The following is a 26,360-nucleotide window of genomic DNA, read 5'->3' as shown; positions in this document are numbered from 1 at the left end:
TTTTGTAGTTGTTGAACCGACGAGGCTGTCGGTGAGCGTGTGGAGGCATCTTCACTGCTGGCGACTGATTTGTTAATTTTGTTTTAATCATCAATTGATAATAAATTCAAAACAAAGGCCAAGCCCTGTCATGAACGTCAAGCAACTGCGTGCCTTCGTCACCGTGGCCAAATACCAGAGCTTCGCCCAGGCCGGCGAACACCTGCATGTGTCGCAACCGGCGCTGAGCCTGACCATCAAGGCGCTGGAGGACAACCTCGGCGGCGCCCTGCTCACCCGCACCACCCGCAGCGTCAGCCTGACGGCCGAAGGTGAAGTGCTGCTGCCCATGGCCCGACGCCTGCTGGCCGACTGGGACGACACCGAGGAGATGCTGCGCCAGCGCTTCACCCTGCAGCTGGGGCGAGTGTCGGTGGCCGCCATACCCGCCTTCGCCGGCAATCTGCTACCACACTCGCTCAAGGTCTTTCGCCAGCGGTACCCCAAGGTCAACGTCACAGTGCATGATGTGATCAACGAGCAAGTGCTGGAGCTGGTGCGTCATCGTCGCGTAGAACTGGGCATCGGCTTCGAACCGGACAACAACGAAGGCCTGGACTTCCACCCTCTCTACCTGGACCGTTTCGTCGCCGTGGTGCCGGCCGATTCGCCACTGGCAGCGCAGCAACAGGCCACCTGGAACCAACTGCTGGCCGAGGACTTCATCGCCTTGCAACGCCCTTCTGCGGTTCGCCTGTTGCTCGAACACAATGTGGCGGCGCAGCACGGCAAGCTGGCGGTGGCGTTCGAGAGCCATCAGCTGTCGACCATCGGCCGAATGGTGGCCAGCGGGCTGGGCGTGAGCGCAGTGCCTGCGCTGTGCATCAACCAGATGCAGGAGCTCGGCGCACGTTGCGTGGCGCTGGTCGACCCGATCGTCGAACGACGTATCGGCGTGATCGCCTTGAGTGACCACAAACTGTCCACCGCAGCGCAGGCGCTGCTCGAGGTACTGCTTTCCCACACTCAGCCCCCGGAGGTGACATGCGTTACGTGAAACTGGCAGGCTCCAGCGTTCCGGCCATTGGCCAGGGCACCTGGTACATGGGCGAAAACCCACATCGCAAGGCCGCGGAGGTAGCGGCCCTCCAGCAAGGTATCGAACTGGGATTGACCCTGATCGACACCGCGGAAATGTATGCCGAGGGCGGCGCCGAGGAAGTGGTCGGCCAGGCTATCGCCGGGCGCCGTGACCAAGTGTTTCTGGTGAGCAAGGTCTACCCGCACAACGCCAGTCAGCGCGGCGTGCCGGCCGCGTGCGAGCGCAGCCTCAAGCGCCTGGGCACCGACTGCATCGACCTGTATCTACTGCACTGGCGCGGGCAGTACCCGCTGGAGGAAACCGTCGAGGCGTTCGAGCGGCTGCGCGAGCAAGGCAAGATCCGTCGTTGGGGGGTATCCAACTTCGATGTCGACGACCTGCGCGAACTCGACGATGCCAACTGCGCGACCAACCAGGTGCTGTACAACCCGACGCAACGCGGGATCGAGTTCGACTTGTTGCCCTGGAGCCAGAAGCGCGGCTTGCCGACCATGGCCTACTGCCCACTGGCCCAGGCGGGACAGCTGTTGCAGCACTCGGTGCTCAGCGAGATCGCCGAGCGGCACGGCGCAACCCCGGCCCAGGTAAGCCTGGCATGGGTGACGCGCAACGATGGGGTCGTTGCCATCCCCAAAGCAGTCACACCGGAGCATGTGCGCTTGAATGCTGCGGCCGGGGTGCTGAGTTTGAACAGCGAGGACCTGCGGGCGATCGACCGGGCATTTCCGGCGCCGACACGCAAGCAGCCCCTGGCGATGGTCTGAACGGCCGTTGACAGCCCTTTTCACGGGTAGAACCGCTCCTACGGCTTTTGCATTGCCCTCGAGAATCCAGGGAGACCTGCAGGCGCAGGCTTACCCGCGAAAAGGTCGCTGCAATCAGTGGAAGTCCCGGCTCCGTATATCCAGCCCTTGCAGCAACGGGGTGATATCTTCCAGGCGCCGGGCGATCAGATGCCGCACCCCATTCTCCTGCTCAAGCCGCCCACTCACCTTGAGCAACTGCGACCCTACCAATGCCCGCCGCTGCCGTTCGGCCAGGTCGCGCCAGACCACCACATTGACCATGCCGGCCTCGTCCTCAAGGGTCACGAAGGTCACGCCACTGGCCGTCTGCGGCCGTTGCCGCCCCACCACCAGCCCTGCCACGGCGATGTTGTCACCATGCTCGACGCCCGGCAGTTCGCTTGAGCTGCGGCAGCCCAGCGCCCGCAAGCGGGGTCGCAACAAGCTCAGTGGATGGGGGCCGAGGGTAGTGCCCAAGCTCTGGTAATCGGCGAACAGATCCTCCCCGACCGTGGGTGCAGGCAGCACCACCTCGGCTTCAGGGGCCGCATGCACATCCGCGAACAACGGCAACTGCGCCTGCACCGCCGCCACCTGCCAGCGCGCCTGATGGCGGTTGCGGGCCAAGGCCCGTAACGCACCGGCATCGGCCAGGCGGGCGCGGGCCTGACTGTTGAGGCCGGCGCGCAGGCACAGGTCCTCGACATCGCGCCAGGGCCGCCCTGCCCTCGCCTGCACCAACCGACGGGCATCGCTTTCGGCAAAGCCACGAATCTGCCGCAACCCGAGTCGAATGGCCAAGGCGTCATTGGCCATAGGCTCAAGGGTGCAATCCCAGTCACTGTGGTACACATCCACCGGTCTGACCTCGATCCCCTGGCGCCGCGCATCCTGCAACAGTTGGTCAGGGCTGTAGAAACCCATGGGCCAGCTGTTGACCAGCGCACAGGTGAAAATCGCCGGTTCATGGCACTTGAGCCAGCTGCTGGCATAGCACAGCAAGGCGAAACTGGCGGCGTGGGACTCGGGGAAGCCATAGCTGCCGAAACCTTTGATCTGCTCGAAGATACGCTCGGCAAACGCCAGGTCATAGCCGTTGCGCAGCATGCCTTGCACCAGCCGTTCGCGGTGTGGCTCCAGCCCACCATGACGCTTCCAGGCGGCCATGTTGCGACGCAGTTGGTCGGCCTCGCCGGGGCTGTAGTCGGCGGCGACCATGGCCAGCTCCATGACCTGCTCCTGGAACAGCGGCACCCCCAGGGTGCGCTCGAACACTTCTTCAAGCGCCGGCGATGGATAAGTGACTGGCTCCTGCTTCAGACGCCGACGCAGATAGGGGTGCACCATGTCGCCCTGAATCGGCCCCGGACGCACGATGGCGACCTCGATCACCAGGTCGTAGAACTTGCAGGGTTTGAGCCTGGGCAACATGGCCATCTGTGCCCGTGATTCGATCTGGAACACCCCCATGGTCTCGGCGCGCCCGATCATCTCGTAGGTGGCGGCATCCTCGGCGGGGATGGTCGCCAGAGTCAGGTGCCGCCCACGATGGCGCTGCAGCAGGTCGAAACAGCGGCGCAAGGCGCTGAGCATGCCCAGAGCCAGCACATCCACCTTGAGCAGGCCGAGCATGTCCAGGTCGTCCTTGTCCCACTGGATGACCGTGCGTTCGGGCATCGCGGCGTTTTCCACGGGCACCAGTTGGTCGAGCGGCTGCTGGGAGATGACGAAGCCCCCCGGATGCTGCGACAGGTGCCGTGGAAAGCCGATCAGCTCGCCTGCCAGCACCAGGATGCGTCGCAGCGAAGGGCTGGCAGCGTCGAAACCGGCCTCTGCAAGGCGCTGGGCATCGGGGATGCGGTCGCTCCAACGGCCACAGCACTTGGCCAGGGCATCCACCTGGTCGGCCGGCAGCCCCAGCACGCGCGCCACGTCCCGTACCGCACCCGCGGCATGATAGGTGCTGACTACCGCGGTGAGCGCCGCCCGGTGCCGGCCATAACGGCGGAAAATGTACTGGATCACCTCCTCCCGGCGGTCGTGCTCGAAATCCACGTCGATATCCGGCGGCTCGTTGCGCTCACGGGACAGGAACCGCTCGAACAGCAGGCGATGCACCATGGGGTCGAGTTCGGTGATACCCAGCACGAAGCACACCACCGAGTTGGCCGCAGAGCCCCGCCCCTGGCAGAGGATGCCCTGGCTACGGGCGAAGGCGACGATGTCGTGTACGGTCAGGAAGTAGCTTTCATAGCCCAACTCGGCGATCAGCGCCAACTCCCGGGCCAGCACCGTGCGTACTTTGTCGCTTGGCCCTTGCGGCCAGCGCATGGGCAGGCCGCGCTCGCACAGTTCGCGCAGCCAGCTTGCCGGGGAGTGCCCTTCGGGCACCAATTCCCGTGGGTATTGATACTTCACTTCGCTCAGCTCGAAGCGGCAGCGTTCGGCGATGACAAGGGTCTCGGCGAGCAGGTCGTCGGGGTACAGTTCGCTCAACTGCGCCAAGCTGCGCAGATGCCGCTCGCCATTGGCGAACAGGTGACGACCGGCCTCGGCCACGTTGCAATGCTCGCGGATGGCGACCATGCAATCTTGCAGGGCACGACGGCGGCGGTTATGCATGTGCACATCGCCACAAGCCACGGCGCGAACACCCAAGCCTGCCGCCAAGGCCCGCAGGCGGACCAAACGAGCCTGGTCATCGCTGCCCCGGTGCAGGTGCACCGCCAGCCACAGGCGCTCGCCGAACAGCGCTTGCAACCATTGGCCGGAAGCCGTGTCGCCCAGGTCATCGGGCACCCACAACGCCAGCAGCCCCTGATGATGGTGTTGCAGGTCTTCGCCCAACAGTTGGTAAGCCCCCTTCCGCGCCCGCCGCCGCGCCCGGGTTATCAACGCACAGAGGTTCTGGTAACCCGTGAGGTTCTCCACCAGCAACACCAGTTTCGGCCCGTCCTGCAGACGCACCTCGCTGCCGACGATCAGCCGCAGCGGGTGGGCCTTGGCCGCCTGCCAGGCACGCACGATGCCCGCCAAGGTGCACTCGTCGGTAATCGCCAGCGCCTCATAGCCCTGCTCAAGGGCGCGCCGGAACAGCTCGTCGGCGCTCGAGGCGCCGCGCTGGAAGCTGAAGTTCGATAGGCAGTGCAGCTCGGCATAGCCGGGGGTGCTCATGCGAACCAGCCTTGCAGCCACAGCGGACCGGGCTGGGCCAGGTCGCGGTAGGCCCAGCCGCGCAAGCCTTCACGGGTTTCGATGCGATAGTAGTCACGGCGTACGTCGCCACCGTCCCACCAGCCCGATTCGATGCGCTCGGCATGCCCCAGCAGGCGGTGGCCTGCCTCGTCCAGCGCCTGGGGGGTCGGAAGCAGCCAGCCCGGGCGGCTGCCAGGCGCCACCGGCAGGCTGCCCTGCGCGCCCTGCTCTGCCCGCTGCCAGGCGCATTCGGGACGATGGTCGGCCTCGGCGCGCAGTCCCTTCACGGCCTCGTCGCCCAGGCGTGCGCGCAGGCGTTCGCGCAGCTGCTCCCAGGGTTGGGCCTGTTGCGCACGGGAGTCGAACAAGGCCTGGTGCTGGGGCACGAATGGCGGCAGGTCATCGGCAACCAGACGCAGATTGCGCACCGGCGCGGGAATGCGCAATGGTTCAAGCCGTCCGCGAGACAGCTCGAACAACATGCCGGCGTCGCGCTCGGCGGCCAGCAGGCCGACCTTGAGCACAGTGTCCGGCCCTTCGGCATGCTCCAGGTGCAGACTGAAGCGCTGTACGCCGCAATCACGGCCAGCAAGGAAGGCGGCCAGGTCGCCGAGCATGCGCCGCAACGGAAACAGCAGGGCCTGGTGCGATTCGACGTCGAAGTTGAGTTCCAGCCGCGTCTCGAAGCGGTCAGGCGGCTGGTAGAAGTCCAGCGCCAGTTTGCGCAGGCCCAGCAGTTGATCCAGATGCAACTGCACTTGGGCAGCAAAACGCTTGGCCAGGGCATCACGGGGCAATGCCAGGACCTGCCCGAGCTGACGCAGGCCCATGCGGGCAAAGGCCTCGGCGGCGTCACGGGGCAGGCCGACCCGCTCGATGGGCAGGCGTGCCAGCGCTGCGCGGGTATCTTCAGCACAGGCCACGGCCAGGCCGTCGTGGGCGTTAGCGAGCATGCGGGCCGCCACCGGGTTGCTGGCCAACACGATGCGCTGGCGCAGCCCCAGTTCACCCAGTTCCTGACGCAAGCGGGCCTCGAACGCAGGCCAGGGGCCGAACAACTGCAGGCTGGAGCCCACCTCCAACAGCAAGGCGCGGGGATAATGCAGGCTCACCTGGGCGCTGAAACGGTAGGCCCAGGCGGCCAGCAGCTGTTGCAGTTGCTCGATGTGCGCCGCATCGACCTCAACGCAGGTAAAGCCATCGGCCAGGGCCCGTGCCGCGGTCAGGGTCTGCCCGGCGCGCAGGCCCAGCGCCGCTGCAGCCGGGTTGACCGCCTGCAACACACGGCGCTGGGTCGGGCCACCGATCAACACCAACGGCGTATCGGCATCGTCCCGCTCGCGCAGGACCGAATCCAGCGCCAGCTGTGGCAGAAGAATGCAGGCCCAGAGCATGGCGCATCAGCCCCGCCCTGGACAGGCAATGGGAACCGCCGGCGGCAGGCCACCCCGACACTTGAGCACCCGCCATTGCGCCGGTCGGGTGTCGATGGCTATGCGCAACGCGGCCGGCGACGGGTTGTGCGCGGCCTGCTGGGGTCGACAGGCGAACGCCAGGGCCTGACCGGTCTCGGCGGCCACCTGCAGGCGCCGCAGGGAGCGGTCGTCGGCCCGCTGCGGCCAGCACAGCACGGCGGCGCAACTGCCGGAGCGCAGGCATTGTTCGGCGGCCCACAACGCGTCGGCTGGCTCGGCGTCGACCTGGGCCAGCCAGCGCAGGTCGACGCCGGCCGCCTGCCAGGCCGGTGCATAGGGGATGAAAGGCGGTGCCACCAGCACCACCCGCCCCCCGTCGGCGCTCAGGCGCGCCAGGGAGGGCCACAACAGTTGCAGTTCACCGCAACCGGGGCTGGCCAGCAGCAGTTCGGTCAGTGCGGCGGCGGGCCAGCCACCATCGGGCAGGCGCTGATCGAGGGCGTCGTGACCGGTAGGCTGCAACCCGAGTGGGCGTGCCCGGACCTGCCGACCGCGCCACACCTGGCGCTGGTCGAGCAGCCTGTCGAGTTCGACCACCGCGCCCATCAGTCACGCCTCAAGAGGCCGCAGAACACGCCTTCGATGAAGAACTCATGCTCCGGCCCCACTTCGATCGGCGCATAGGCCGGGTTGCGCGGCACCAGCCGGTAGCCGCCAGGCTGGCGTTGCAGGCGCTTGATGGTGACTTCGCCGTCCAGGCGCGCCACCACGATTTCGCCATCGCGGGCATCGGCCTGCTGACGGATGCCCACCAGGTCGCCGTCGAAGATGCCATCGTCGACCATCGAGTCGCCGCGCACTTTCAGCAGGTAGTCCGGGGGGCGGCAGAACAGGCTGGGGTCGAGCAACAGTTGCTCGTGGATGTCCAGGTCCGGGCCTATAGGCGCGCCCGCCGCGACGCGACCCAGCACGGGCACTTCAAGGATTTCCGGGCGCCGCAGCGGCTCGGCCAGGCGAATACCCCGCGCCTGGTTCGGCGTGACGTCGATGTAGCCAGCCTGGCACAGGGCGGTGATGTGCTTGCGCGCCACGCTGCGCGAGGCGAAGCCGAAGCGTGTGGCGATATCGGCAAGGCTCGGCGGCTGGCCGTGATCGGCGATGCGTTCACGGATGAAGTCGAGGATTGCGCGGCGTTTGGGGGTCAAGTTGTCCATGGAGCACATTTGTACTCTTTTCGGAGCGCACTGAACAGCCCCCCTCGTCGCCAGGTTTGGTTATCATCCCCAGGCGTGTGTTTTTTCAATGCCTGGATGCCTGATGCTGACTGCCCTGCTGTTCGACCTCGATGGAACCCTTACCGACACCGACACCCTGCACTTGCAGGCCTTTCGCCAACTGCTGCGCGAACATGATGGCCGCGAGCTGACCCAGGCGCAGTTCGATGCCCAGGTCAGTGGCCGGGCCAATGGCGAGTTGTTTGCCGAGCTGTTTCCCAAGGCCAGTACGGTGCAGCGCCTGGCGCTGGCTGACCGCAAGGAGGCGCTGTTCCGCGAGTTGGCCCCGGCGCTTGAGCCCATGCCAGGGCTGTTGCGCCTGCTGGAGCATGCCCAGGCGCAAGGCATCGGCATGTGCGTGGTGACCAACGCCCCTAGGCTCAACGCCGAGCACATGCTCTCGGCCATGGGCCTGGGCGCGCGATTCGAGCATGTGCTGGTGGCTGAGGAATTGGCCCGACCCAAGCCAGACCCCCTGCCTTACCTCACCGGCCTGCAACGCCTTGGGGCAGAGGCCGGACAGGCACTTGCCTTCGAGGACTCGTTGCCGGGGGTGAAGGCGGCCAGCGGGGCCGGGATCTTCACCGTGGGGATTGCCACGACCCAGACGCCTGAGCGGTTGCTGGCGGCAGGTGCACAGTTAGTGGTCGCGGATTTCGCTGATTCGCGGCTGTGGGAGGTGGTCGAGCGGATGCAGGGGTGAGGGTTTGCTGGTGCATGACGCAAGCGGTGTAGCGCCTGGACGATCGAGCGCCGCCCGCGCGGCGCATCGCGAGCAAGGCTCGCTCCTACGTCTGTTGCGGACCAGGAACGTCAGTGACGGGCGCGCGCGACCGCCTGGTTTGTACGACCCCATATTGCGCCGTGCTCTAAAGCGTTCGCGCGCAAATCCCACAGGATTCATTGGCCCGAAACCGACGTAGGAGCGAGCCTTGCTCGCGGTGCACCGCGCGGGCGGCGCTCGATCGCCCAGGCGCTACACCACTTCCGGCATACGCCCAAAACGCCACCGGCCAACCACCATTAGTCGCCCTCTCGATTCCCCGGTCGAATCTCACCCCTCCCATACGACCATTACTGAATCCCCAAGCGCGGAGTCAGTATCATGAGCACCCCGGAACCGAAGCACGAAGTGGTCTCACGCAGTCAATGGCTGGCCGCCCGCCAGCAACTGTGGCTGCACGAAAAAGCCCTCACCCACCAACGCGACGAACTGGCTGCCGCCCGCCGCGCCCTGCCCTGGGTCAAGGTCGAGCAGCCCTATCGCTTCCAGGGACCCGACGGCGATCTGAGCCTGGCCAACCTGTTCGCTGGCCGCAGCCAGTTGCTGCTGTATCACTTCATGTTCGCCGAAGGCTGGAGCGAAGGTTGCCCAGGCTGTTCGTTCCTCGCCGACCACTTCGACGGCGCCAACCTGCACCTGGCGCACCACGATGTCTCGCTGGTCGCCGTCTCGCGGGCGCCTTACCCCCAGTTCCAGGCATTCCGCCAGCGCATGGGCTGGCGCTTCCCGTGGTACTCCTCCCACGGCAGCACGTTCAACGAAGACTTTGGCGTCAGTGTCGCCAGCCAGGGCCAACGCCAGTACAACTACGCGCCATACACCGGCAACGAAAGCGAATTGCCCGGCCTGAGCGCGTTCTTCCGCGACCACGACGGGACGGTCTTCCACACCTACTCCACCTATGCCCGCGGCCTCGACATCCTGGTCAACACCTACAATTTCCTCGATATCGCGCCCCTGGGCCGCAACGAGGGCGGCACCATGGACTGGGTACGCCACCACGACCGTTACGAACAGGCGCCAGCAGCACCGCATTGCTGCCATCAGTAGCACTACGCCCATGGCGGGCATTCGCCAGGAAAGCAGCCATACTTGAGGCCGTCCCCCGCCTCACAGGCCCGCCATGCCCAGTATCCGTCCGCGTACCGATATGCGTACCCTTGTGCTGGGCATGGTGCTGCTGGCCTGCCTGGCCACCTTGGGCAACACCCTCTACGTGGCCAATCGGGTCCAGCACGGCACCCTGATACAGCTTTCCCTACGGGCCAACCAGGCCCACGCCAGCAAGGTAGCGTCCAGCATCGCCGAGTTTCTGCGCTCGCCCCACAGCCACCTGCGCTACAGCGCTCGAAAACTGGCCACAGGCCTGGACGATACAGTCCTGCTGCAAAGCGAAGCGCACCGCCTGCAAGCGCAGGACAAGGACTTCAACTCGATCGTCATGGTTAACCCCGATAGCCAGGTACTGATGGCCTACCCCGACATCCGCCAGATCGCCAGCCGCCGCCAGCGCTCGCCGGAAATCCATCCGCCAGGCCTTGCTGACGTGCGATCAACTGTTGCGGGATAAATTCGGTCGTTTGCGCCAGGGAGCGCAGAGCGATGCGCTCACCGGCCTGGCCAACCGACGGGCGCTGCACCATACCCTCGACGCCCTGATGCAAGGCACACGCCCGTTCGCCGTGCTGGCGCTGGATATCGATCATTTCAAACGGGTCAACGATACCTTTGGCCATGACGCAGGCGACGAAGTGCTCAAACACCTCGCCGCGTTGCTGCGCCAGCAGTCACGCCAGCAAGACCTGCCTTGCCGGGTGGCTGGCGAGGAGTTCACCCTGCTGCTGCCCGACACCGGCCATGCCGATGCACGGCGCATCGCCGGGCGAATTCGTGAGGCGGTCGAACAAGCTGATACCGCCCATGTTGGCCGACTCACGTTGTCCATTGGCGTGGTCTGCCGGCAGACCGATAGCGATCAAGCCGAGACGCTGCTCAAGCAGGCGGACGAGCAGCTCTACAAGGCCAAGCAGAATGGCCGCAACCGTGTGGAAGTGCTGGGCTTCAGCCCCGCACACCCAACATCCCCCGCTCAACGATGAAGTCGATCACCGCCTGCAGGCCTTCGCCTTTCTTCAGGTTGCTGAAGGTCCAGGGGCGCTCGGGGCGCATACGCTGGGTATCGCGCTCCATCACCTCCAGCGAAGCGCCGACATAGGGCGCAAGGTCGGTCTTGTTGATCACCAGGAAGTCGGACTTGGTGATGCCAGGGCCTCCCTTGCGCGGAATCTTCTCGCCTTCAGCCACGTCGATCACGTAGATGGTCAGGTCGGCCAATTCAGGGCTGAAGGTGGCGCTGAGGTTGTCGCCGCCGCTTTCCACGAAGATCACTTCGAGGTTGCCGAACTTGCGCGCCAGGGCTTCCACCGCCGCGAGGTTCATCGAAGCGTCCTCACGAATGGCGGTATGGGGGCAGCCGCCGGTTTCCACGCCGACGATGCGCTCAGGTTCCAAGGCGCCGGCCTCGGTAAGGATGCGTTGGTCTTCCTTGGTATAGATGTCGTTGGTGACCACGGCGATCTGATAGTGATCGCGCATGGCCTTGCACAGGGCTTCGAGCAAGGCGGTCTTGCCCGAGCCGACCGGGCCGCCGACACCGACGCGCAGGGGTTGCTGATAGTTTTGCATGCAGGCAGTCCTCAAGAACGGAACAAACGGGTGTATTGGGTTTCATGGCGCGACGAAGCGATAGCCAGCAGCGGCAGGCCGCCACCGAGCTGATCGTCGTCCAGCGCCAAGGCATGGTCGAGCACGCCGGGCAGCGCTTGGCCCAGGTCGCGCAGCAGTGTCTGGGCCGCTTGTTGGCCGAAGGGCACCAGCTTCACGCCTGCCATCACGGCGCCTTCCAGCCAGGCAAAACCATGGCCCAGGGCCAACTGGCGTAGCGGGATCGACCAGTGGGCGCCGAGCCAGGCCATGCCGCCGAGCTGGCTGAGTTCCAGGCTGGCGCGCCAGGCCGGGTCCTGGCCCAATTGCCAGCCGTCGAGCATGCGCGCCAGGGCCGAGCCGCGCTGCTGTTCTTCCAGGCGCAGCTCGGCGGTTTCGCGGTTGGCCAGCAGGAACCGGCTCCAGCGGCCGAACGCCTCGGCATCATCGGCCTGGCTGGCCCGGTACAAGCGCGCCAGCAGCGGCCAGTCGAGGTGGCCGAGGGTGTCGTGCAACTGCTCTCGTTGCCAGGCACTGAAGCTGGCGATGTCGCGCACCCAACCTGCCTCGACAGCCCACTCCAGACCTTGCGAATAGGTGAACCCGCCTACTGGCAGGCCGGGGCTGGCCAGCTGCAGCAGGCGTAGCAGTGCCAGGTCGCTGTTCATCAACCGGCCAGCACCAAGGCGGCGCCGGCCAGCAGGCCACCGCCGAAGGCCTTCTGCAGGCCGCTATGGCGACGCAGCAGGCAACCGACGGCGAACCCGACCACCAGCAGCAGGCCGCTGACGGTGACGAAGCCTGCACTGAACAGCCAGAAGGCACTAGGGGTAGCTTCCACACCGTGGGCCCAGCCGTGGAACAGCGCGAACACCGGCATGAGCAGAGCCAACACCAGCTGGCGGCTGGGCAGCAACAACGCGCCAGCGGCAACCAGCAGCGAGACGGTAATCAGGGTTTCCATGCCTAACACGTCACCGAACACGTGACCGCAGATGGCGCCACCGAACATCGCCGCCAAGGTGGCCAGCGGCAGTGCCAGGTTGCGGCGGGTCAGCGCAGCAAGCACGCCGGTACCTAGCAGCATCAGCAAGTGGTCAAGGCCAGTCAGCGGGTGAAGCAGACCGTCCTGCAACGGATTGGCATCGTGGCCAGGGTGGGCGAAGGCTGGCAAGGCCACCATCAGCAAGGCAAAGGCGATCGTTTTTTTCATGGTTGACTCCGTGTACTCAAGAATGGGCTGGCATGCGCACGAACGGGTGATCGTGGCCATGGCTGTGGCTATGCGGCGCACTCTGGTAGGCGCCGGCCTCGGGTTCGAAAGGGGCCTGTTCGGCTTCCACCGTCAGGCCCAGGCCGCGCAGCATGTCGTCCAGCACATGGTCGTGCTGAAAGCGCAGCAGGCCCGGTTCGATCTGCAGCGGCACATGACGGTTGCCCAGGTGATACGCGGCACGGGCCAGCAGGTGTGGATCAGCGCAACGCACCGTCGACACCGCTTCCGGGGCAGCCAGCACACGTATCACCTGACTGCCTTGGGCATCGGCCAACAACTCGCCGCCACGCAGCAGGTGGCCACGTTCGAGCATCAGGCCAGCCTCGCGACCGTCGTCGAGCGTGACGCGCAAGCGGCTCTTGATTCGGCTGTCCACATCCAGGGTGACAGTGCCGGTAACAGTGTCGGATGCAGGGATCCGGCGGGTCAGGACAATCATGCTTGCTCCTTCAGAACAGGAAATAACGCTGAGCCAGCGGCAATTCGGTGGCTGGCTCGCACACCAGCAGCTCGCCATCGGCACGCACCTGATAGGTTTGCGAATCGACTTCGATCACCGGTTGCAGGGTGTTGTGCACCATGTCGGCCTTGCGCACCCGGCGGCAGCCGTGGGCCACCCCTATCAGGCTGCGCAGGCCCAGCTCCTCGGCCAGACCGCGGTCCATGGCGGCCTGGGGCAGGAAGGTCATGCGCGTGGCATGCCGGGCAGCGCCCAGGGCGCCGAACATCGGACGGTAGTGCACCGGCTGCGGCGTCGGGATCGAGCCGTTGATGTCGCCCATCGGTGCAGTGGCGATCATGCCGCCCTTGATCACCAGGGCCGGCTTCACGGCGAAGAAGGCTGGTGCCCACAACACCAGGTCGGCCAGCTTGCCCACTTCCACCGAGCCGACTTCATGGGCGATACCATGGGTCAGCGCCGGGTTGATGGTGTACTTGGCGATGTAGCGCTTGACCCGGAAGTTGTCGCTGTAGGTGGTATCCGGGGCCAGCGGTCCACGGCGCAATTTCATCTGGTGCGCGACCTGCCAGGTGCGCAGCACCACTTCGCCGACCCGGCCCATGGCCTGGGAGTCGGACGAGGTCATGGCAAAGGCGCCCATGTCGTGGAGAATGTCTTCGGCGGCAATGGTTTCACGGCGGATGCGCGACTCGGCGAAAGCCACGTCTTCGGCAATGCTAGGGTCCAGGTGGTGGCAGACCATGAGCATGTCCAGGTGCTCATCGACCGTGTTGACCGTGTAAGGCAGCGTCGGATTGGTCGAGGATGGCAGCACATTGGCCTGGCCTGCCGCACGGATGATGTCCGGGGCATGACCGCCCCCGGCACCTTCGGTGTGGAAGGTGTGGATGGTGCGGTCACCGATGGCGGCCAGGGTGTCCTCGATGCAGCCGGATTCGTTGAGCGTATCGGTATGAATGGCCACCTGGATGTCCATTTCTTCCGCCACGCCCAGGCAGCAGTCGATGGCCGCGGGTGTCGACCCCCAGTCCTCGTGCAGCTTCAGGCCCACCGCTCCCGCGGCGATCTGCTCGCGCAAGGCTTCAGGTTGCGAGGCGTTGCCCTTGCCCAGCAGGCCGATGTTGATCGGCAGGCAATCGGCGGCCTGGAGCATGCGCGCCAGGTACCACGGACCTGGGGTGCAGGTAGTGGCGTTGGTGCCGGTAGCCGGCCCGGTGCCGCCACCGACGAAGGTGGTGACGCCGCTGGTCAGCGCCTCCTCCACCTGCTGCGGGCAGATGAAGTGGATATGCGAATCGATGCCCCCGGCGGTGACGATCTTGCCTTCGGCGGCGATCACTTCGGTGCCTGGCCCGACCGGCACGGTCACGCCAGGCTGCACATCGGGGTTACCGGCCTTGCCGATGACGGCGATGCGGCCATGCTTGACGCCGATGTCGGCCTTGACGATGCCCCAGTGGTCGATGATCAGCGCGTTGGTCAGCACCAGGTCCATGGCCTCGGCCGCCAGCATCTGGCCTTGCCCCATGCCGTCGCGGATGACCTTGCCACCTCCGAACTTGACCTCTTCGCCATAGAGGGTGAAGTCCTTCTCCACCTCTACCCACAGCGCGGTGTCGGCAAGGCGCACGCGATCGCCGACAGTGGGGCCGAACATGTCGGCGTAGGCTCGACGGGAAATACGGCTCATGCCTGGCCCTCCAGTGCGCCCATTATCTTGCCCTGGAAGCCGTAGACTTCCCGCTTGCCGGCGTAGGCCACCAGTTGCACGGTGCGTGACTGGCCGGGCTCGAAGCGCACGGCGGTGCCGGCGGGGATGTCCAGGCGAAAGCCGCGTGTAGGTTCACGTTCGAACACCAGCGCGTCGTTGACTTCGTAGAAGTGGTAGTGCGAGCCGACTTGCACCGGCCGGTCGCCATGGTTGGCCACGCTGACGCTGACAGTGGCGCGGCCGACGTTGAGCTCGATGTCGCCATCGGCGACCTGGATTTCTCCGGGAATCATGGGTGGCTCCTCAGACGATGGGGTCATGCACGGTCACCAGCTTGGTGCCGTCCGGGAAGGTGGCTTCGACCTGCACGTCGTGGAGCATCTCGGCGACGCCTTCCATGACCTGCTCGCGACTCAACACTTCGCGGCCCAGGCTCATCAGCTCGGCCACAGTCCGGCCATCGCGGGCACCTTCGAGCACCGCGGCGCTGATCAATGCCACCGCTTCCGGGTAATTCAGCTTCAAGCCGCGGGCCAGGCGCCGCTCCGCCAATAGCGCGGCGGTGAACAGCAGCAGTTTGTCTTTCTCTCTCGGGGTCAGTTCCATGGCGCGTTCTCAGGTAGCCCAAATGCGCGGCGGACATGCCGGCAGGCCGAGAACGGCCGGCCGCAGCACATGCCAGAGGCGCTGCAGGGTGCGTTGCAGATGTTGGTTGTCGTGATCGAGCAGACGGATCACCAGCAGTTGCCCCAGCAGCGTGGCGCCAGCGGGGTTGCCCAGTGCTTCGAGCAAAGGCCGCACCTGCTCCAGCAGCGCCTGGTCGGCGGGCGCGGCGCAGAAGGTGGCCAGCAGCGGGTGGTCAGCGACCTTGTCCAGGCGCCCGCCTTCGATACGCAGGCGCTCGTGCAGCCCCGGGTCACCGGGCATGTCGATGCGCAGTCGGCTATCCAGGGCGCCTTGCTCGAAGCGTTCGTTCATCACTGGCCGCCCCAGGCAGAGGGTTTCCCAGGCCAGTAGCCGGGCACCAGGCTCCAGGGTGAAACAGCTGTCGAGGCTCGCTCGGGCACCGCAGAAGAAGATGCTGTCCTGAGGCAGCCATTCCAGCGTGCTGCCCGGCTGCAGGTGAAAGCGCTGACGTAATCGGGCGGTAGGGCCGATGCTGCGGTAGAACTTGCTGGCGCCGGGCATGGTCAGCAGCGCGTGACTGCCTGGTTCCAGATGAATGTCCAGTTCCAGGCGGTCGCCAGCAACGATGCCGCCGGGTGGGTGCAGCACATAGACGTGACACGGTGCACCTTCCGGGTAGAACGGTCGCTGCACCAAAAGAGGACCAAAATGATGGCGCGCACCAAGACGGGTCACGCCGGCGCGTTCGACAAAGCGCAACTGCAAGTGCGCGCTCCAGCCAGCATCCTGTTCGGTATGTTCGATCTGCTCCGCGAGCGACATCCTGCGGCCCCTGATATCCGTGGCCTGACGGCCGTTGTGAGGGTTTGGCGCGGCGCCGCTGAGCATTGCCTGCCTGACCACTCGATCAAATTCGATGGCTGGATATAGCAGGTTGCGGGCCAACTACGCAGGTGAAGGAAAATGAAACGTGTGTGGCGACTGCTCTGGCATCGGGCACACAGGGCTATGGCGCACAAACGAGGGGCGGTACAGAGCCCCGTTTTGGGCCATGGCGGTGGAAGTGGCGTGGGTTCGGACGGGATCGTTTGGTGGCCCCTGGTTTTACCTGGGGTGAAGAGTTGGCGGGGGGCAAGAAAGCTTTGCCCCCAACCCTGGAATTTCCCACGGAAACTGCGCCTACTCCACCGCTTCGTAGGGCAGCCCGACGTAGTTTTCGGCGATGTTCACCAGACCAGCCGGCGAGGTCAGGAAGTACTCGCGATCGGCCTCCTGCATCTTCTGGTCCCAGGCATCCTTGTGGTCGCCGAAGTCATGCAGCAACTGAGTCATGAACCAGCTGAAGCGCTCGCCCTTCCACACCCGGCGCAGCGCCAGTGGCGAATACTGCGCCAGCAGGTCGGTGCGGCCCTCGCGGTACACCTTGACCAGGATACGGAACAGGTAGTTGACGTCGGAAGCGGCCAGGTTCAAGCCCTTGGCGCCGGTGGGCGGGACGATGTGCGCGGCATCGCCAACCAGGAACAGGTGCCCGTACTGCATGGGCTCGACCACCAGGCTGCGCAGCGGAGCGATGCTTTTCTCCAGTGCAGGGCCGGTGACCAGACGTTCGGCAACGTCATCAGGCAGGCGCGCCTTGAGCTCCTCCCAGAAGCGCTCGTCGGACCATTCCTCCACGCGATCTTCCAGTGGAACCTGCAAATAATAGCGGCTGCGGGTGTGGGAACGCTGGCTGCACAGCACGAAGCCGCGTTCATGGTGGGCATAGATCAGTTCATGGTTCACCGGCGGGGTGTCGGCCAGCATACCCAGCCAGCCAAAGGGGTAGACCCGTTCGTAATGCTTGAGCACACCTTCAGGAATGCTCTGTCGCGACACACCGTGGAAACCGTCGCAGCCAGCGATGTAGTCGCAGTCCAGGCGATAGGTTTGGCCGTCTTTCTCGTAGGTCAGGTAAGGGCGTTCACCCTTGAGTTCGTGGGGCTGGACGTTGCTGGCGGAATAGATGGTCAGTGCGCCGCTGGCCTTGCGGGCCTCCATGAGGTCGCGGGTCACTTCGGTCTGGCCGTACACCATGACGGTCTTGCCACCCGTCAGGGCCTTAAGGTCCAGGCGTTGGCGACGCCCGCCAACCAGCAGCTCGACGCCTTCGTGAACCAACCCTTCGCAGTCCATGCGGGCGGCCACACCGGCTTCGCGCAGCAGGTCGACCGTGCCCTGTTCGAGGACGCCTGCACGGATCCGGCCCAACACGTATTCAGGGGTCTGGCGTTCGACGATGACCGTGTCGATGCCAGCGTTATGCAGCAACTGGCCAAGCAGCAGGCCGGACGGACCTGCGCCGATGATTGCAACCTGAGTGTTCATTGTTCTTGTCTCTTGTCTGGCGATGCCAGCCCACGACTGGCAGTGGCTGGGCATCTGCTGTTAGGGTTTGCCCCTGCATTTTTACTGGCAATGCACCGCTAAAAAGTGTGCTATCCAATATAAAAACTGCACTTTTGCAAAAAGCGTTCGATTAACGGACAGGAACAAGAACAATGAAATCCACCCTCCCCGGCGTCCCGCTGTTCCAGTTGTATGGCGAAAACCAAGCCTGGCCCGCCACCGACTTGCTGCATTGCGAGACCATCCCGGTGCGCAGCCGCCTGCACCATTGGGAAATCAAGCCGCACCAACATGCCGAGTTGTTCCAGTTGCTCTACGTGCAGCGGGGTCGGGCCGAGGTGGAGATCGAGGGCCGGCACAGCGAAATCCGCGAGGCCGCGATCCAGGTCGTGCCGCCACTGACGGTGCATGGCTTTCGCTTTAGCGCGGACATTCAAGGGCATGTGGTGACGTTCGGCGCAGCCCTGGTAGCCGATCTGGAACAGCGCTTGGGCACGCCGCTGCGGGTGCTTTCGACACCGGCCTGCTACCCGTTGGGCAAGGATCGTCAGCACCTGCGCACGCTGATCGACACCTTGCAGCAGGAATACCAGGGCAGTGCCCCGGCGCGGTCGACCATGCTCCAGGCGTTGGTCACCGCACTGGTGGTGTGGATCAGCCGTCGCCAGCAACAAGGTTTGGCACCACGCAACCGCGATGAACGCGACCGCCTGTTGCTGGGCCAGTACCTGCGCCTGGTCGAGGCTCATTACCGCGAACACCTGTCGGTGGAGGACTTCGCCGCGCACCTGAATATTTCCAGCCTGCAACTGAACCAGCTATGCCGCGAGCTCAGCGGCCAGACGGCCTTGCAGGTCGTCCATCAGCGCCTGCTGCTGGAGGCCCGGCGCAACCTGATCTACACGCGTATGAGCATCAGCCAACTGTCGGACAGCCTGGGGTTCAGCGACCCCACCTACTTTGCACGGTTCTTCAAACGGCTGACCGGCCAGACGCCCAATGCATTCAGGCGTTCGGCTTCGCACGCGCCTGCTTGACGTATACGTCAACCTGCCATTAGGTTAGCCACATACCATCCTGCGAGCCCGAGCATGAGCAGCCAGACCTACAGCATTTCCGACCTGTCCCGCGAGCTGGACATCACCACCCGCGCTATCCGCTTCTATGAGGAACAGGGCCTGCTGAGCCCAGAGCGCCGCGGCCTGGAGCGAATCTATTCGGCGCGCGACAAGGTCAGCCTCAAGCTCATCCTGCGCGGCAAGCGTATCGGTTTCTCGCTGGCCGAATGCCGTGAATTGATCGAGCTATACGACCCCACCAGCGGCAACCTCAAGCAGCTCAACAGCATGCTGGCGAAAATCGCCGAGCGCCGTGCGCAGCTGGAACAGCAGATGCTCGATATCCACCAGATGCAACTGGAACTGGACACCGCCCAGGAGCGCTGCGAACAAGCCCTGGCTGCCACCTTGAACAAGAACGACAACCGTTGATCCGCCACAGGAACCCTGCCATGTCCTTGCCCAAACACGTTCGCCTGGTCGAAGTCGGCCCGCGCGACGGCCTGCAGAACGAAGCCCAACCTATCAGTGTTGCCGACAAGGTGCGCCTGGTGGACGACCTCACCGAAGCCGGGCTGAGCTACATCGAAGTCGGCAGTTTCGTTTCGCCCAAATGGGTACCGCAGATGGCCGGTTCCGCCGAGGTGTTCGCCGGTATTCGTCAGCGCCCAGGCGTTACCTATGCCGCCCTGGCACCCAACCTGCGCGGGTTCGAAGACGCATTGGCGGCCGGTGTGAAGGAGGTCGCGGTATTTGCCGCCGCCTCCGAGGCCTTCTCGCAGCGCAACATCAATTGCTCGATCAGTGAAAGCCTCACGCGCTTCGAACCGATCATGGACGCGGCACGCAGCCACGGCGTGCGTGTTCGCGGCTATGTGTCGTGCGTGCTCGGTTGCCCTTATGAAGGCAAGGTCAGCGCCGAACAGGTCGCACCGGTCGCCCGTGCCCTGCATGACATGGGCTGCTACGAGGTGTCGCTGGGCGACACCATTGGCACCGGAACCGCCGGCGATACCCGGCGCCTGTTCGAGGTGGTGTCGAAACAGGTGCCACGCGAGCAACTGGCCGGGCATTTCCACGACACCTATGGGCAAGCCCTGGCCAACGTCTATGCCAGCCTGCTGGAGGGTATCAACGTGTTCGACAGCTCGGTCGCAGGCCTTGGGGGCTGTCCCTACGCCAAGGGCGCCACCGGCAATATCGCCACGGAGGACGTGCTTTACCTGCTGCAGGGGCTGGGCATCGACAGCGGTATCGATTTGGACCGACTGATTGCAGCCGGTCAGCGTATCAGTACCGTGCTGGGCCGAGCCAATGGTTCACGGGTGGCGCGGGCGCGCACTGCGGGCTAGTTCACACGGCTGTCACATTTGTGTGGGTGGAGTGTTACCGCCCCCACAAAAACCAGCAAAAAATCGGGTAACAGGGAAACAAATCGACAAAATCTCAGGTCACCCGCCACACGCCCAGAATGCCAACCTATTGATTTTAAAGGATTTTGAAAAGTTGGCACGCCACCTGCTATATCTTTGGCATAACAAGAACAAAAACGTGATACCCAATAAAAACAACAGATAACGGCTCTGACATAAAAAAAACAACACGGCAGAGGCGTAGCAAGCAGATTTTTTTGGAGTAGATACGCTTTTCAGGGGTTCGCCCCGCGGTCTGACACAGAACAATAAAACTACCTTCAGGTAGAGACGGTCAGGACCGGACCAGCCCTGGTGAAAGCAGATCAGCGCTCAAAAAAATACGTTTGCTCTTGACCCCGGATGGGGGTCGGCCGCAGTACCAAGACAGGCTAACAAAAACAACAAATGGTCGGTCTTCAATAATAAAAAAGAGCAAGCAACAACGCTTTGAGGGGAGCTCCGGCTCCCCTCAGTGCTTCCTGCCTTCGCCCTCCTCCTGCTTCGCCTCCTCATGCCCTTCGACCTTTTCCACCACCTTGGGCATCGTGCCCAGCACCAGTAGCGCCATCACCGTGCTTACCAGCGCCGTCACTTCTCGCCCCATGCCTGCCGCCGTGCCGATGGCAGCGGTCATCCAGAGTCCGGCAGCGGTGGTCAACCCCTTCACATGGCTGGTGTCCTGCCCATTGCCCTTGAGAATGGTGCCCGCCCCCAGAAAACCAATGCCCGCGACGATGCCCTGGATCACCCGGCTCAAGGCTTGCTCATCCGCCCCGGCCATCGCTGGTGCCAGGACAAACAGCGCGGCCCCAAGCGACACCAACATATGGGTGCGCACACCTGCCGATTTACCCTTGTGCTCACGCTCGAACCCCAGCACCGCCCCCAGCAATGCCGCCATCAGCAAACGCAGCAGAATCCGCGTCACCTCGCCTTCGTCGGTCACATCGGCAAATTCGGACTCAATGGCCAGCACCACAGGTCGCCACCAAGGTTCCATAACCGCCTCCCGCATCAGGCCACTCACATGAACGGTGGACCGCGCTGTGTGCCAGGAGTGCCGCCTACCGGCTGGCGAGCAACACGCCTGGCCATCTGATACGGTTTTTATTGCAAAACCTGAGTCTGTGCTGAAAACAGTTTGACGGCGATAGTGCAGCAACCCTGATGCAGGCCTGATGAGCACAGAACCATGAGCGAACGCATTCCCTTCGTCGAGATCGCTGCCCCGCGAAGCACCGCCAAACCCGTCGACAGCGGCATCCATACCCGCAGCTTCAAAGGTCTGTACCGCAACCTGCGAATCGTCTTCGCCGGCAGTCTGTTCGTGTTGTTCTTCGGTACCGCCTGGCTCGACTGGAACGGGCGCCAGGCCGTGCTGTGGGATCTGTCCAACAGCAAGTTCCACATCTTTGGCGCCACCTTCTGGCCACAGGACTTCATCTTGCTTTCGGCAGTTCTGATCATCTGTGCCTTCGGCCTCTTCGCCATCACCGTATACGCCGGCCGGGTGTGGTGTGGCTACAGTTGCCCACAGAGCACCTGGACCTGGCTGTTCATGTGGTGCGAAAAGGTCACCGAAGGCGACCGCAACCAGCGCATCAAACTCGCCACTGCGCCCTGGAGCCTGGCGAAGGCGGCCCGCCGTACACTCAAACACAGCTTGTGGATGGCGATCGGTGTACTAACCGGCCTCACCTTCGTGGGCTACTTCACGCCGATCCGCCCCTTGGCGGCTGAGCTGTTCACCCTGCAACTGGGGGGGACGGCACTGTTCTGGGTGCTGTTCTTCACTGCCGCCACCTACATCAACGCCGGCTGGCTGCGCGAGGCGGTGTGCCTGCACATGTGCCCGTACGCGCGCTTCCAGAGCGTGATGTTCGACAAGGACACCCTGGCCGTGGCCTATGACCCACGCCGAGGCGAGGCACGCGGGGCACGCAAGAAGGGCGCCGAGGCCCGCGCCCAGGGCCTGGGCGATTGCATCGACTGCACGCTGTGCGTGCAGGTCTGCCCCACCGGCATCGACATCCGCGACGGCTTGCAGATGGCCTGTATCGGCTGCGCCGCCTGTATCGATGCCTGCGATGGCGTGATGGACAAGATGGGCTACCCACGTGGCCTGATCGGCTATAAGTCCGAACACAGCCTGCAAGGCGGCACCACCCACTGGCTGCGCCCACGTCTGTTAGGCTATGCCTGCGCCCTGGTGGTAATGCTCGGCGCCTTGGTGGTGGCCTTGCAGGTGCGCCCGATGGTGTCGCTGGACGTGATCAAGGACCGCGGCCTGTTCCGGGAGAATGCCCTGGGCCAGATCGAGAACATCTACCTGCTGAAAATCATCAACAAGACCGAACAGACACAGCGCTATCGGCTGCGCCTGGACGACGCCGAAGGCTTTGCCTTGCAAGGCCCGGACGAACTGATCGTGCCAGCCGGGGAAATGAGCGAAGTGCCGGTATCGGTCGCCCTGCTCGCCGAGCGCCCGACCAGCAGCTCGCAGGCGCTGAGTTTCGTGGTTCAGGACAGCGACGAGCCCGAGGTGCGGAGCGTGGCCCAGAGCCGCTTCGTGGCACCGATGAACCGCTGATCCCTTACACTGCCCATTCACCTTGCCCGCCAGGCCACGACAAACAGCCACGATGAAACGCTACGAACGATTTGCCGACGACATCGCCGAACTGATCCGCACCGGGGTGCTCGGCCCAGGCCAGCGCGTACCTTCGGTGCGCTATGCCAGCCAGACCCATGGGGTCAGTCCGTCCACGGTGTTCCAGGCCTATTACCTGCTTGAGCGACGTGGCTTGATTCGTGCCCGGCCGCGCTCAGGCTATTTCGTCAACGCTCACGCACCGCGCCCGTTCAGCGAGCCGCAAACGCTACAGCCGCTCAGCGAATCCACCGAGGTAGATGTCAGCGCCCTGGTGTTCTCGATCCTCGAGTCGATCAAGGACCCCAACACCGTGCCGTTCGGCTCGGCGTTCCCCAGCCCCGAACTGTTCCCCTTGCAGCGCCTGTCGCGCTCGCTGGCCAGCGCCAGCCGCACGATGGACCCGCGCATGGTGGTGACCGACCTTTCGCCTGGCAACCCGCAGTTGCGGCGGCAGATCGCACTGCGCTACATGGTCGGCGGCCTGATGCTGCCCATGGAAGAGCTGTTGATCACCAATGGCGCACTCGAAGCGCTGAACCTGTGCCTGCAAGCCGTCACCGAACCCGGTGACCTGGTAGCCATCGAAGCCCCTGCCTTCTATGCCTGCCTGCAGGTACTGGAGCGACTCAAGCTCAAGGCGGTGGAAATTCCCGTTCAGCCACGCGAAGGCATGGACCTCGGCGTGTTGGCACAAACGTTGGACAAGCACCCGATCAAGGCTGTGTGGTGCATGACCAACTTCCAGAACCCCATGGGCGCCAGCATGCCCGAGGCCAAGAAGCAGGCATTGGTCGAACTGTTGCGCCGCCACCAGGTGCCGCTGATCGAAGACGATGTCTATGCCGAACTGTACTACGCCCAGCAAGCCCCCAAGCCGGCCAAGGCGTTCGACACCGAAGGCCTGGTGATGCACTGCGGCTCCTTCGCCAAGAGCCTGGCACCCGGTTACCGGATCGGCTGGGTCGCAGCCGGGCGATTCGCCCAGAAAATCGAACGCTTGAAGTTAATGACCTCGCTATGCGCCTCGATGCCCGCCCAGGCCGCCATTGCCGATTACCTGCAGCACGGTGGCTACGACCGCCACCTGCGCAAGCTGCGCTATGCCCTCGAAGGCCAGCAGGCCAACATGCTGGCGGCCATCGCCCGGTATTTCCCGGCGCAGACACGGGTCAGCCAGCCTTCCGGGGGCTACTTCCTGTGGCTGGAACTGCCCGAGCAGATGGACGCGCTGAAGCTGTTCCACATGGCGCTGGCCCAAGGCATCAGTATCGCCCCGGGGCCGATCTTCTCGCCGACCCGACGCTTCGGCAATTGCATTCGCCTGAACTACGGCAGCCCTTGGCATGATGGCGCCGAGCAGGCCATGGAGACACTGGGCCGCATCGTGCGATCCTTCTAGCCGCCACCATGACGGGCAGGCTACAGTGGGGCCATGCCCCACTGTCGGACGACCGCATGCCCTCTCGCGAATTGCTCCATTTGCGCCAGCAACTCGACGCACTGCAACAGCGCACCAGCCAACTCGAAGCCACGCTGGCGCAGCAACAGACGCTCGGTGATGGTCTCTATCGCTTCCTGTTCGACACCATGGACGAAGGCTTCTGCATCATCGAGTTCTTCGATGGCCCCCATGGCCCACTGAGCGACTATGTGCATGTGCTGGCCAATGCCGCCTACACCAAGCACGCCGGCATCCCCAACGTTGTGGGGCAAAAGCTTCGCCAAATGGTCCCCGACGAGGCCGATGACTGGGTGGAGCGCTACGGCGCGGTGCTGCGCACCGGCGAACCGCTGCACTTCGAGCAGGAACTGGTCGCCACCGGCCGTGTACTTTCGGTCACCACCTTTCGTGTCGAGCCCCCCGAGAAACGTCAGGTCGCGGTGCTGTTCAAGGATGTCACCGAACGCCGCAAGGCCGAGCTTGCCCTGCAGCGGCTAAATGAGGAACTCGAGCAACGGGTCAGCGAAGCACTGGCCGAACGCCGGCTATTTGCCGAGTTGATCGAGCACAGCGTGGTCAATGTGCATGTGGTCGACACCGACATGCGCTGGTTGGCCGTCAACCGCCAGGCCAAGGAAGACTTCCACAAACTGTATGGGCACACGCCGCAAGTCGGTGCGTCCATGCCGGCCCTGATGGGCGATGCCGATGACGACCGCGCGCGGTTCCTGCCAATGTGGCGTCGGGCCCTGGCAGGCGAGCGCTTCCTCGAAATGAGCGTCTTCGGCAGCGAGCACTACGTGCGCCACTTCGAGCTGCACTTCAACGCCTTGCGCGACCATGACGGCACGATCCAGGGCGCTTACCTGTTCGCCTACGACGTCACCGAGCGTTTCCAGGAGCAGCAACGGCGGCTAAAGGCCGAAGAAGCCTTGCGCCAGGCACAGAAAATGGAGGCCGTGGGACAGCTCAGCGGCGGTATCGCCCATGATTTCAACAACCTGCTCGGCGGCATACTTGGCGCCCAGGACCTGATGCGCCAGCGCCTGGCCCGGGAGCAGTACGACGACCTGCACCGCTTGCTCGACCTTTCCAACAGCTCGGCCAAGCGCGCCTCATCGCTGGTGCACCGCCTGCTGGCCTTCTCCCGCCAGCAAACCCTGCAACCACGTTCCACCCACATCACCGCGCTCGTGCATGACATGGAGGAATTGGTGCGCCGCTCCATCGGGCCATCGATTGAGTTGAGCAGTCGGTTCCATTCGCCCCTGTGGCCGGTGTTCATCGATCCACCTCAGCTGGAAAGTGCCCTGCTGAACCTGTGCATCAACGCTCGCGATGCGCTGCCTGCTGGTGGCACCATCGTCATCGAGGGCGAGAATCGGGTGCTGGATGCCGACCAGGCACGTGCAGTGGAGCTGCCTTCCGGTGAATATGTGTGCCTGACCATCTCGGACAACGGCCGTGGGATGACGCCGGAGGTGATGGCAAGGGCGGTGGATCCGTTCTTCACCACCAAGCCGATGGGCCAAGGGACGGGGCTGGGGTTGTCGATGACCTACGGTTTCGTGCGCCAGTCCGGCGGGCAAATGCGCCTGCGCTCGACCCTCGGCGAGGGCACCGAGGTAGCACTCTACTTGCCTCGCCATTACGAGCAGCCGGTTGCTTGCAGTGTCGAATCGGCAAGCAATCCGACAGCGTCCACACACCCGAGCGGCCAGCGAATCCTCCTGGTAGAGGACCAAGTGGCGCTGCGCATGGTGGTCAGCGAGGTGCTGGAAGAGCTGGGGTACCAGGTCGAGGCATTCGAAAACGGCCTGGCGGCACTGGATCATCTACAAAATGGCGAACGGCCCGACCTGCTGCTCAGCGACATTGGCCTGCCCGGCGGGATCAATGGTCGCCAATTGGCCGAGCGCTGCCGGGCCCGCTACCCGGACCTGAGCGTGCTGTTCATCACCGGTTACGACGAGAGTGCGGCGCTTAGCGAGGGGCAACTGCTCCAGGGCACGCGCGTTCTGACCAAGCCCTTCGAACTCGGAGCACTGGCTGACCAGGTGCGCCAGTTGCTCGACAATGGGCAGAAGTGAC

26 protein-coding genes are annotated in these 26,360 nt (G+C 64.3%); 12 read left to right on the top strand and 14 right to left on the bottom strand.

What is annotated here, in order from left to right; all coding sequences use genetic code 11:
• The first annotated feature begins 130 nt into the window (after positions 1-130).
• Positions 131-1,036, top strand: coding sequence for a LysR family transcriptional regulator (locus IF103_RS11120; protein WP_104883992.1), 906 nt, complete (start codon positions 131-133; stop codon positions 1,034-1,036).
• Positions 1,024-1,845, top strand: coding sequence for an aldo/keto reductase (locus tag IF103_RS11115; protein WP_023380380.1), 822 nt, complete (start codon positions 1,024-1,026; stop codon positions 1,843-1,845). The genes IF103_RS11120 and IF103_RS11115 overlap by 13 nt, the downstream gene beginning before the upstream one ends.
• 114 nt (positions 1,846-1,959) lie before the next feature.
• Here IF103_RS11115 and IF103_RS11110 read toward each other — a convergent pair whose 3' ends face one another.
• The 4 genes from IF103_RS11110 to lexA are packed head-to-tail and all read right to left on the bottom strand — an operon-like array spanning position 1,960 to position 7,690.
• Positions 1,960-5,040 carry an error-prone DNA polymerase gene (locus IF103_RS11110; RefSeq protein ID WP_202676112.1) on the bottom strand — a complete coding sequence of 1,027 codons (3,081 nt, stop codon included), beginning with the start codon at positions 5,038-5,040 and terminating at the stop codon, positions 1,960-1,962.
• Positions 5,037-6,455, bottom strand: coding sequence for a Y-family DNA polymerase (locus IF103_RS11105; protein ID WP_023380378.1), 1,419 nt, complete (start codon positions 6,453-6,455; stop codon positions 5,037-5,039). Before IF103_RS11105 ends, IF103_RS11110 begins: the two co-directional genes overlap by 4 nt.
• Before the next feature lie 6 nt (positions 6,456-6,461).
• Positions 6,462-7,082: a translesion DNA synthesis-associated protein ImuA gene (gene imuA, locus IF103_RS11100; protein WP_023380377.1), complete on the bottom strand. Its 621-nt coding sequence runs from the start codon at positions 7,080-7,082 to the stop codon at positions 6,462-6,464.
• Positions 7,082-7,690, bottom strand: coding sequence for a transcriptional repressor LexA (lexA, locus tag IF103_RS11095; RefSeq protein WP_502709914.1), 609 nt, complete (start codon positions 7,688-7,690; stop codon positions 7,082-7,084). The genes imuA and lexA overlap by 1 nt, the downstream gene beginning before the upstream one ends.
• Positions 7,691-7,793: 103 nt before the next feature.
• On the opposite strand from lexA, the gene IF103_RS11090 reads away from it, so the two are divergent.
• From IF103_RS11090 to IF103_RS24865, 4 genes are all read left to right on the top strand, one after another.
• Positions 7,794-8,453 carry an HAD family hydrolase gene (locus IF103_RS11090; RefSeq protein WP_023380375.1) on the top strand — a complete coding sequence of 220 codons (660 nt, stop codon included), beginning with the start codon at positions 7,794-7,796 and terminating at the stop codon, positions 8,451-8,453.
• A gap of 402 nt (positions 8,454-8,855) precedes the next feature.
• The gene (locus IF103_RS11085) at positions 8,856-9,584 is read left to right on the top strand and encodes a DUF899 domain-containing protein (RefSeq protein WP_023380374.1); all 729 of its coding nucleotides are present in this window, start codon (positions 8,856-8,858) and stop codon (positions 9,582-9,584) included.
• A 73-nt stretch (positions 9,585-9,657) separates the two neighbouring features.
• Positions 9,658-10,104, top strand: a complete 447-nt coding sequence (locus IF103_RS24870) for a hypothetical protein (RefSeq protein ID WP_252189438.1) — start codon at positions 9,658-9,660, stop codon at positions 10,102-10,104.
• On the top strand, positions 10,094-10,633 hold the full coding sequence (locus IF103_RS24865) for a GGDEF domain-containing protein (RefSeq protein WP_238546549.1): 540 nt from the start codon (positions 10,094-10,096) through the stop codon (positions 10,631-10,633). The genes IF103_RS24870 and IF103_RS24865 overlap by 11 nt, the downstream gene beginning before the upstream one ends.
• Here IF103_RS24865 and ureG read toward each other — a convergent pair.
• From ureG to pobA, 9 genes are all read right to left on the bottom strand, one after another.
• Positions 10,596-11,219, bottom strand: coding sequence for an urease accessory protein UreG (gene ureG, locus IF103_RS11075; protein WP_023380373.1), 624 nt, complete (start codon positions 11,217-11,219; stop codon positions 10,596-10,598). The two genes, IF103_RS24865 and ureG, sit on opposite strands and share 38 nt — an antisense overlap.
• Before the next feature lie 11 nt (positions 11,220-11,230).
• Entirely contained in the window at positions 11,231-11,905 is a 675-nt protein-coding gene (locus tag IF103_RS11070; protein WP_023380372.1) for an urease accessory protein UreF, read from the bottom strand.
• Positions 11,905-12,450: a HupE/UreJ family protein gene (locus tag IF103_RS11065; RefSeq protein WP_202676110.1), complete on the bottom strand. Its 546-nt coding sequence runs from the start codon at positions 12,448-12,450 to the stop codon at positions 11,905-11,907. Before IF103_RS11065 ends, IF103_RS11070 begins: the two co-directional genes overlap by 1 nt.
• Before the next feature lie 16 nt (positions 12,451-12,466).
• The gene (gene ureE / locus IF103_RS11060; protein WP_023380370.1) at positions 12,467-12,952 is read right to left on the bottom strand and encodes an urease accessory protein UreE; all 486 of its coding nucleotides are present in this window, start codon (positions 12,950-12,952) and stop codon (positions 12,467-12,469) included.
• A gap of 10 nt (positions 12,953-12,962) precedes the next feature.
• The gene (ureC, locus tag IF103_RS11055) at positions 12,963-14,666 is read right to left on the bottom strand and encodes an urease subunit alpha (protein ID WP_104881837.1); all 1,704 of its coding nucleotides are present in this window, start codon (positions 14,664-14,666) and stop codon (positions 12,963-12,965) included.
• Complete coding sequence (locus IF103_RS11050; protein WP_023380368.1) at positions 14,663-14,980, bottom strand: urease subunit beta; 318 nt, start codon at positions 14,978-14,980, stop codon at positions 14,663-14,665. The genes ureC and IF103_RS11050 overlap by 4 nt, the downstream gene beginning before the upstream one ends.
• 10 nt (positions 14,981-14,990) lie before the next feature.
• Positions 14,991-15,293 (bottom strand): urease subunit gamma, encoded by a 303-nt coding sequence (locus IF103_RS11045; protein ID WP_023380367.1) that lies wholly within the window; start codon positions 15,291-15,293, stop codon positions 14,991-14,993.
• Positions 15,294-15,302: 9 nt separating this feature from the next.
• On the bottom strand, positions 15,303-16,136 hold the full coding sequence (locus IF103_RS11040) for an urease accessory protein UreD (RefSeq protein WP_027907612.1): 834 nt from the start codon (positions 16,134-16,136) through the stop codon (positions 15,303-15,305).
• A gap of 357 nt (positions 16,137-16,493) precedes the next feature.
• Complete coding sequence (pobA, locus tag IF103_RS11035; RefSeq protein WP_023380364.1) at positions 16,494-17,681, bottom strand: 4-hydroxybenzoate 3-monooxygenase; 1,188 nt, start codon at positions 17,679-17,681, stop codon at positions 16,494-16,496.
• Between the two features lie 173 nt (positions 17,682-17,854).
• On the opposite strand from pobA, the gene IF103_RS11030 reads away from it, so the two are divergent.
• The 3 genes from IF103_RS11030 to IF103_RS11020 are packed head-to-tail and all read left to right on the top strand — an operon-like array spanning position 17,855 to position 20,112.
• Positions 17,855-18,739 carry a helix-turn-helix domain-containing protein gene (locus tag IF103_RS11030; RefSeq protein ID WP_023380363.1) on the top strand — a complete coding sequence of 295 codons (885 nt, stop codon included), beginning with the start codon at positions 17,855-17,857 and terminating at the stop codon, positions 18,737-18,739.
• 54 nt (positions 18,740-18,793) lie between these two features.
• A complete protein-coding gene (locus tag IF103_RS11025; protein WP_023380362.1) occupies positions 18,794-19,192 on the top strand; it encodes a MerR family transcriptional regulator in 399 nt (132 codons plus the stop codon).
• A 20-nt stretch (positions 19,193-19,212) separates the two neighbouring features.
• Positions 19,213-20,112: a hydroxymethylglutaryl-CoA lyase gene (locus IF103_RS11020; RefSeq protein ID WP_023380361.1), complete on the top strand. Its 900-nt coding sequence runs from the start codon at positions 19,213-19,215 to the stop codon at positions 20,110-20,112.
• Positions 20,113-20,644: 532 nt separating this feature from the next.
• On the opposite strand, the gene IF103_RS11015 is transcribed toward IF103_RS11020, so the two are convergent.
• The gene (locus tag IF103_RS11015) at positions 20,645-21,175 is read right to left on the bottom strand and encodes an MgtC/SapB family protein (RefSeq protein ID WP_023380360.1); all 531 of its coding nucleotides are present in this window, start codon (positions 21,173-21,175) and stop codon (positions 20,645-20,647) included.
• A gap of 192 nt (positions 21,176-21,367) precedes the next feature.
• Here IF103_RS11015 and ccoG point away from each other — a divergent pair, with 192 nt between their 5' ends.
• Genes ccoG through IF103_RS11000 form a run of 3 tightly spaced genes read left to right on the top strand, consistent with a single transcriptional unit; the run spans position 21,368 to position 26,359 of the window.
• Entirely contained in the window at positions 21,368-22,765 is a 1,398-nt protein-coding gene (gene ccoG / locus IF103_RS11010) for a cytochrome c oxidase accessory protein CcoG (protein ID WP_023380359.1), read from the top strand.
• Between the two features lie 52 nt (positions 22,766-22,817).
• Positions 22,818-24,227: a GntR family transcriptional regulator MpaR gene (mapR, locus tag IF103_RS11005; RefSeq protein WP_023380358.1), complete on the top strand. Its 1,410-nt coding sequence runs from the start codon at positions 22,818-22,820 to the stop codon at positions 24,225-24,227.
• A gap of 56 nt (positions 24,228-24,283) precedes the next feature.
• Positions 24,284-26,359 (top strand): hybrid sensor histidine kinase/response regulator, encoded by a 2,076-nt coding sequence (locus IF103_RS11000; RefSeq protein ID WP_023380357.1) that lies wholly within the window; start codon positions 24,284-24,286, stop codon positions 26,357-26,359.
• The last annotated feature ends 1 nt before the right edge of the window (position 26,360 follow it).

The sequence above is a fragment of the Pseudomonas sp. SK2 genome (assembly GCF_016772395.1).
Taxonomy (GTDB): Bacteria; Pseudomonadota; Gammaproteobacteria; order Pseudomonadales; family Pseudomonadaceae; genus Aquipseudomonas; species Aquipseudomonas taiwanensis.
The sequence above is the reverse complement of the archived record's forward strand: the minus strand, read 5'-3'. Positions and strand labels throughout refer to the sequence as shown.

Bases quoted from the DNA above. Each gene is read 5' to 3' on its own strand.
- IF103_RS11120 (WP_104883992.1), top strand. From the start codon at position 131: ATGAACGTCAAGCAACTGCGTGCCTTCGTCACCGTGGCCAAATACCAG.
- IF103_RS11115 (WP_023380380.1), top strand. From the start codon at position 1,024: ATGCGTTACGTGAAACTGGCAGGCTCCAGCGTTCCGGCCATTGGCCAG.
- IF103_RS11110 (WP_202676112.1), bottom strand. From the start codon at position 5,040: ATGAGCACCCCCGGCTATGCCGAGCTGCACTGCCTATCGAACTTCAGC.
- IF103_RS11105 (WP_023380378.1), bottom strand. From the start codon at position 6,455: ATGCTCTGGGCCTGCATTCTTCTGCCACAGCTGGCGCTGGATTCGGTC.
- imuA (WP_023380377.1), bottom strand. From the start codon at position 7,082: ATGGGCGCGGTGGTCGAACTCGACAGGCTGCTCGACCAGCGCCAGGTG.
- lexA (WP_502709914.1), bottom strand. From the start codon at position 7,690: ATGGACAACTTGACCCCCAAACGCCGCGCAATCCTCGACTTCATCCGT.
- IF103_RS11090 (WP_023380375.1), top strand. From the start codon at position 7,794: ATGCTGACTGCCCTGCTGTTCGACCTCGATGGAACCCTTACCGACACC.
- IF103_RS11085 (WP_023380374.1), top strand. From the start codon at position 8,856: ATGAGCACCCCGGAACCGAAGCACGAAGTGGTCTCACGCAGTCAATGG.
- IF103_RS24870 (WP_252189438.1), top strand. From the start codon at position 9,658: ATGCCCAGTATCCGTCCGCGTACCGATATGCGTACCCTTGTGCTGGGC.
- ureG (WP_023380373.1), bottom strand. From the start codon at position 11,219: ATGCAAAACTATCAGCAACCCCTGCGCGTCGGTGTCGGCGGCCCGGTC.
- IF103_RS11070 (WP_023380372.1), bottom strand. From the start codon at position 11,905: ATGAACAGCGACCTGGCACTGCTACGCCTGCTGCAGCTGGCCAGCCCC.
- IF103_RS11065 (WP_202676110.1), bottom strand. From the start codon at position 12,450: ATGAAAAAAACGATCGCCTTTGCCTTGCTGATGGTGGCCTTGCCAGCC.
- ureE (WP_023380370.1), bottom strand. From the start codon at position 12,952: ATGATTGTCCTGACCCGCCGGATCCCTGCATCCGACACTGTTACCGGC.
- ureC (WP_104881837.1), bottom strand. From the start codon at position 14,666: ATGAGCCGTATTTCCCGTCGAGCCTACGCCGACATGTTCGGCCCCACT.
- IF103_RS11050 (WP_023380368.1), bottom strand. From the start codon at position 14,980: ATGATTCCCGGAGAAATCCAGGTCGCCGATGGCGACATCGAGCTCAAC.
- IF103_RS11045 (WP_023380367.1), bottom strand. From the start codon at position 15,293: ATGGAACTGACCCCGAGAGAGAAAGACAAACTGCTGCTGTTCACCGCC.
- IF103_RS11040 (WP_027907612.1), bottom strand. From the start codon at position 16,136: ATGTCGCTCGCGGAGCAGATCGAACATACCGAACAGGATGCTGGCTGG.
- pobA (WP_023380364.1), bottom strand. From the start codon at position 17,681: ATGAACACTCAGGTTGCAATCATCGGCGCAGGTCCGTCCGGCCTGCTG.
- IF103_RS11030 (WP_023380363.1), top strand. From the start codon at position 17,855: ATGAAATCCACCCTCCCCGGCGTCCCGCTGTTCCAGTTGTATGGCGAA.
- IF103_RS11025 (WP_023380362.1), top strand. From the start codon at position 18,794: ATGAGCAGCCAGACCTACAGCATTTCCGACCTGTCCCGCGAGCTGGAC.
- IF103_RS11020 (WP_023380361.1), top strand. From the start codon at position 19,213: ATGTCCTTGCCCAAACACGTTCGCCTGGTCGAAGTCGGCCCGCGCGAC.
- IF103_RS11015 (WP_023380360.1), bottom strand. From the start codon at position 21,175: ATGGAACCTTGGTGGCGACCTGTGGTGCTGGCCATTGAGTCCGAATTT.
- ccoG (WP_023380359.1), top strand. From the start codon at position 21,368: ATGAGCGAACGCATTCCCTTCGTCGAGATCGCTGCCCCGCGAAGCACC.
- mapR (WP_023380358.1), top strand. From the start codon at position 22,818: ATGAAACGCTACGAACGATTTGCCGACGACATCGCCGAACTGATCCGC.
- IF103_RS11000 (WP_023380357.1), top strand. From the start codon at position 24,284: ATGCCCTCTCGCGAATTGCTCCATTTGCGCCAGCAACTCGACGCACTG.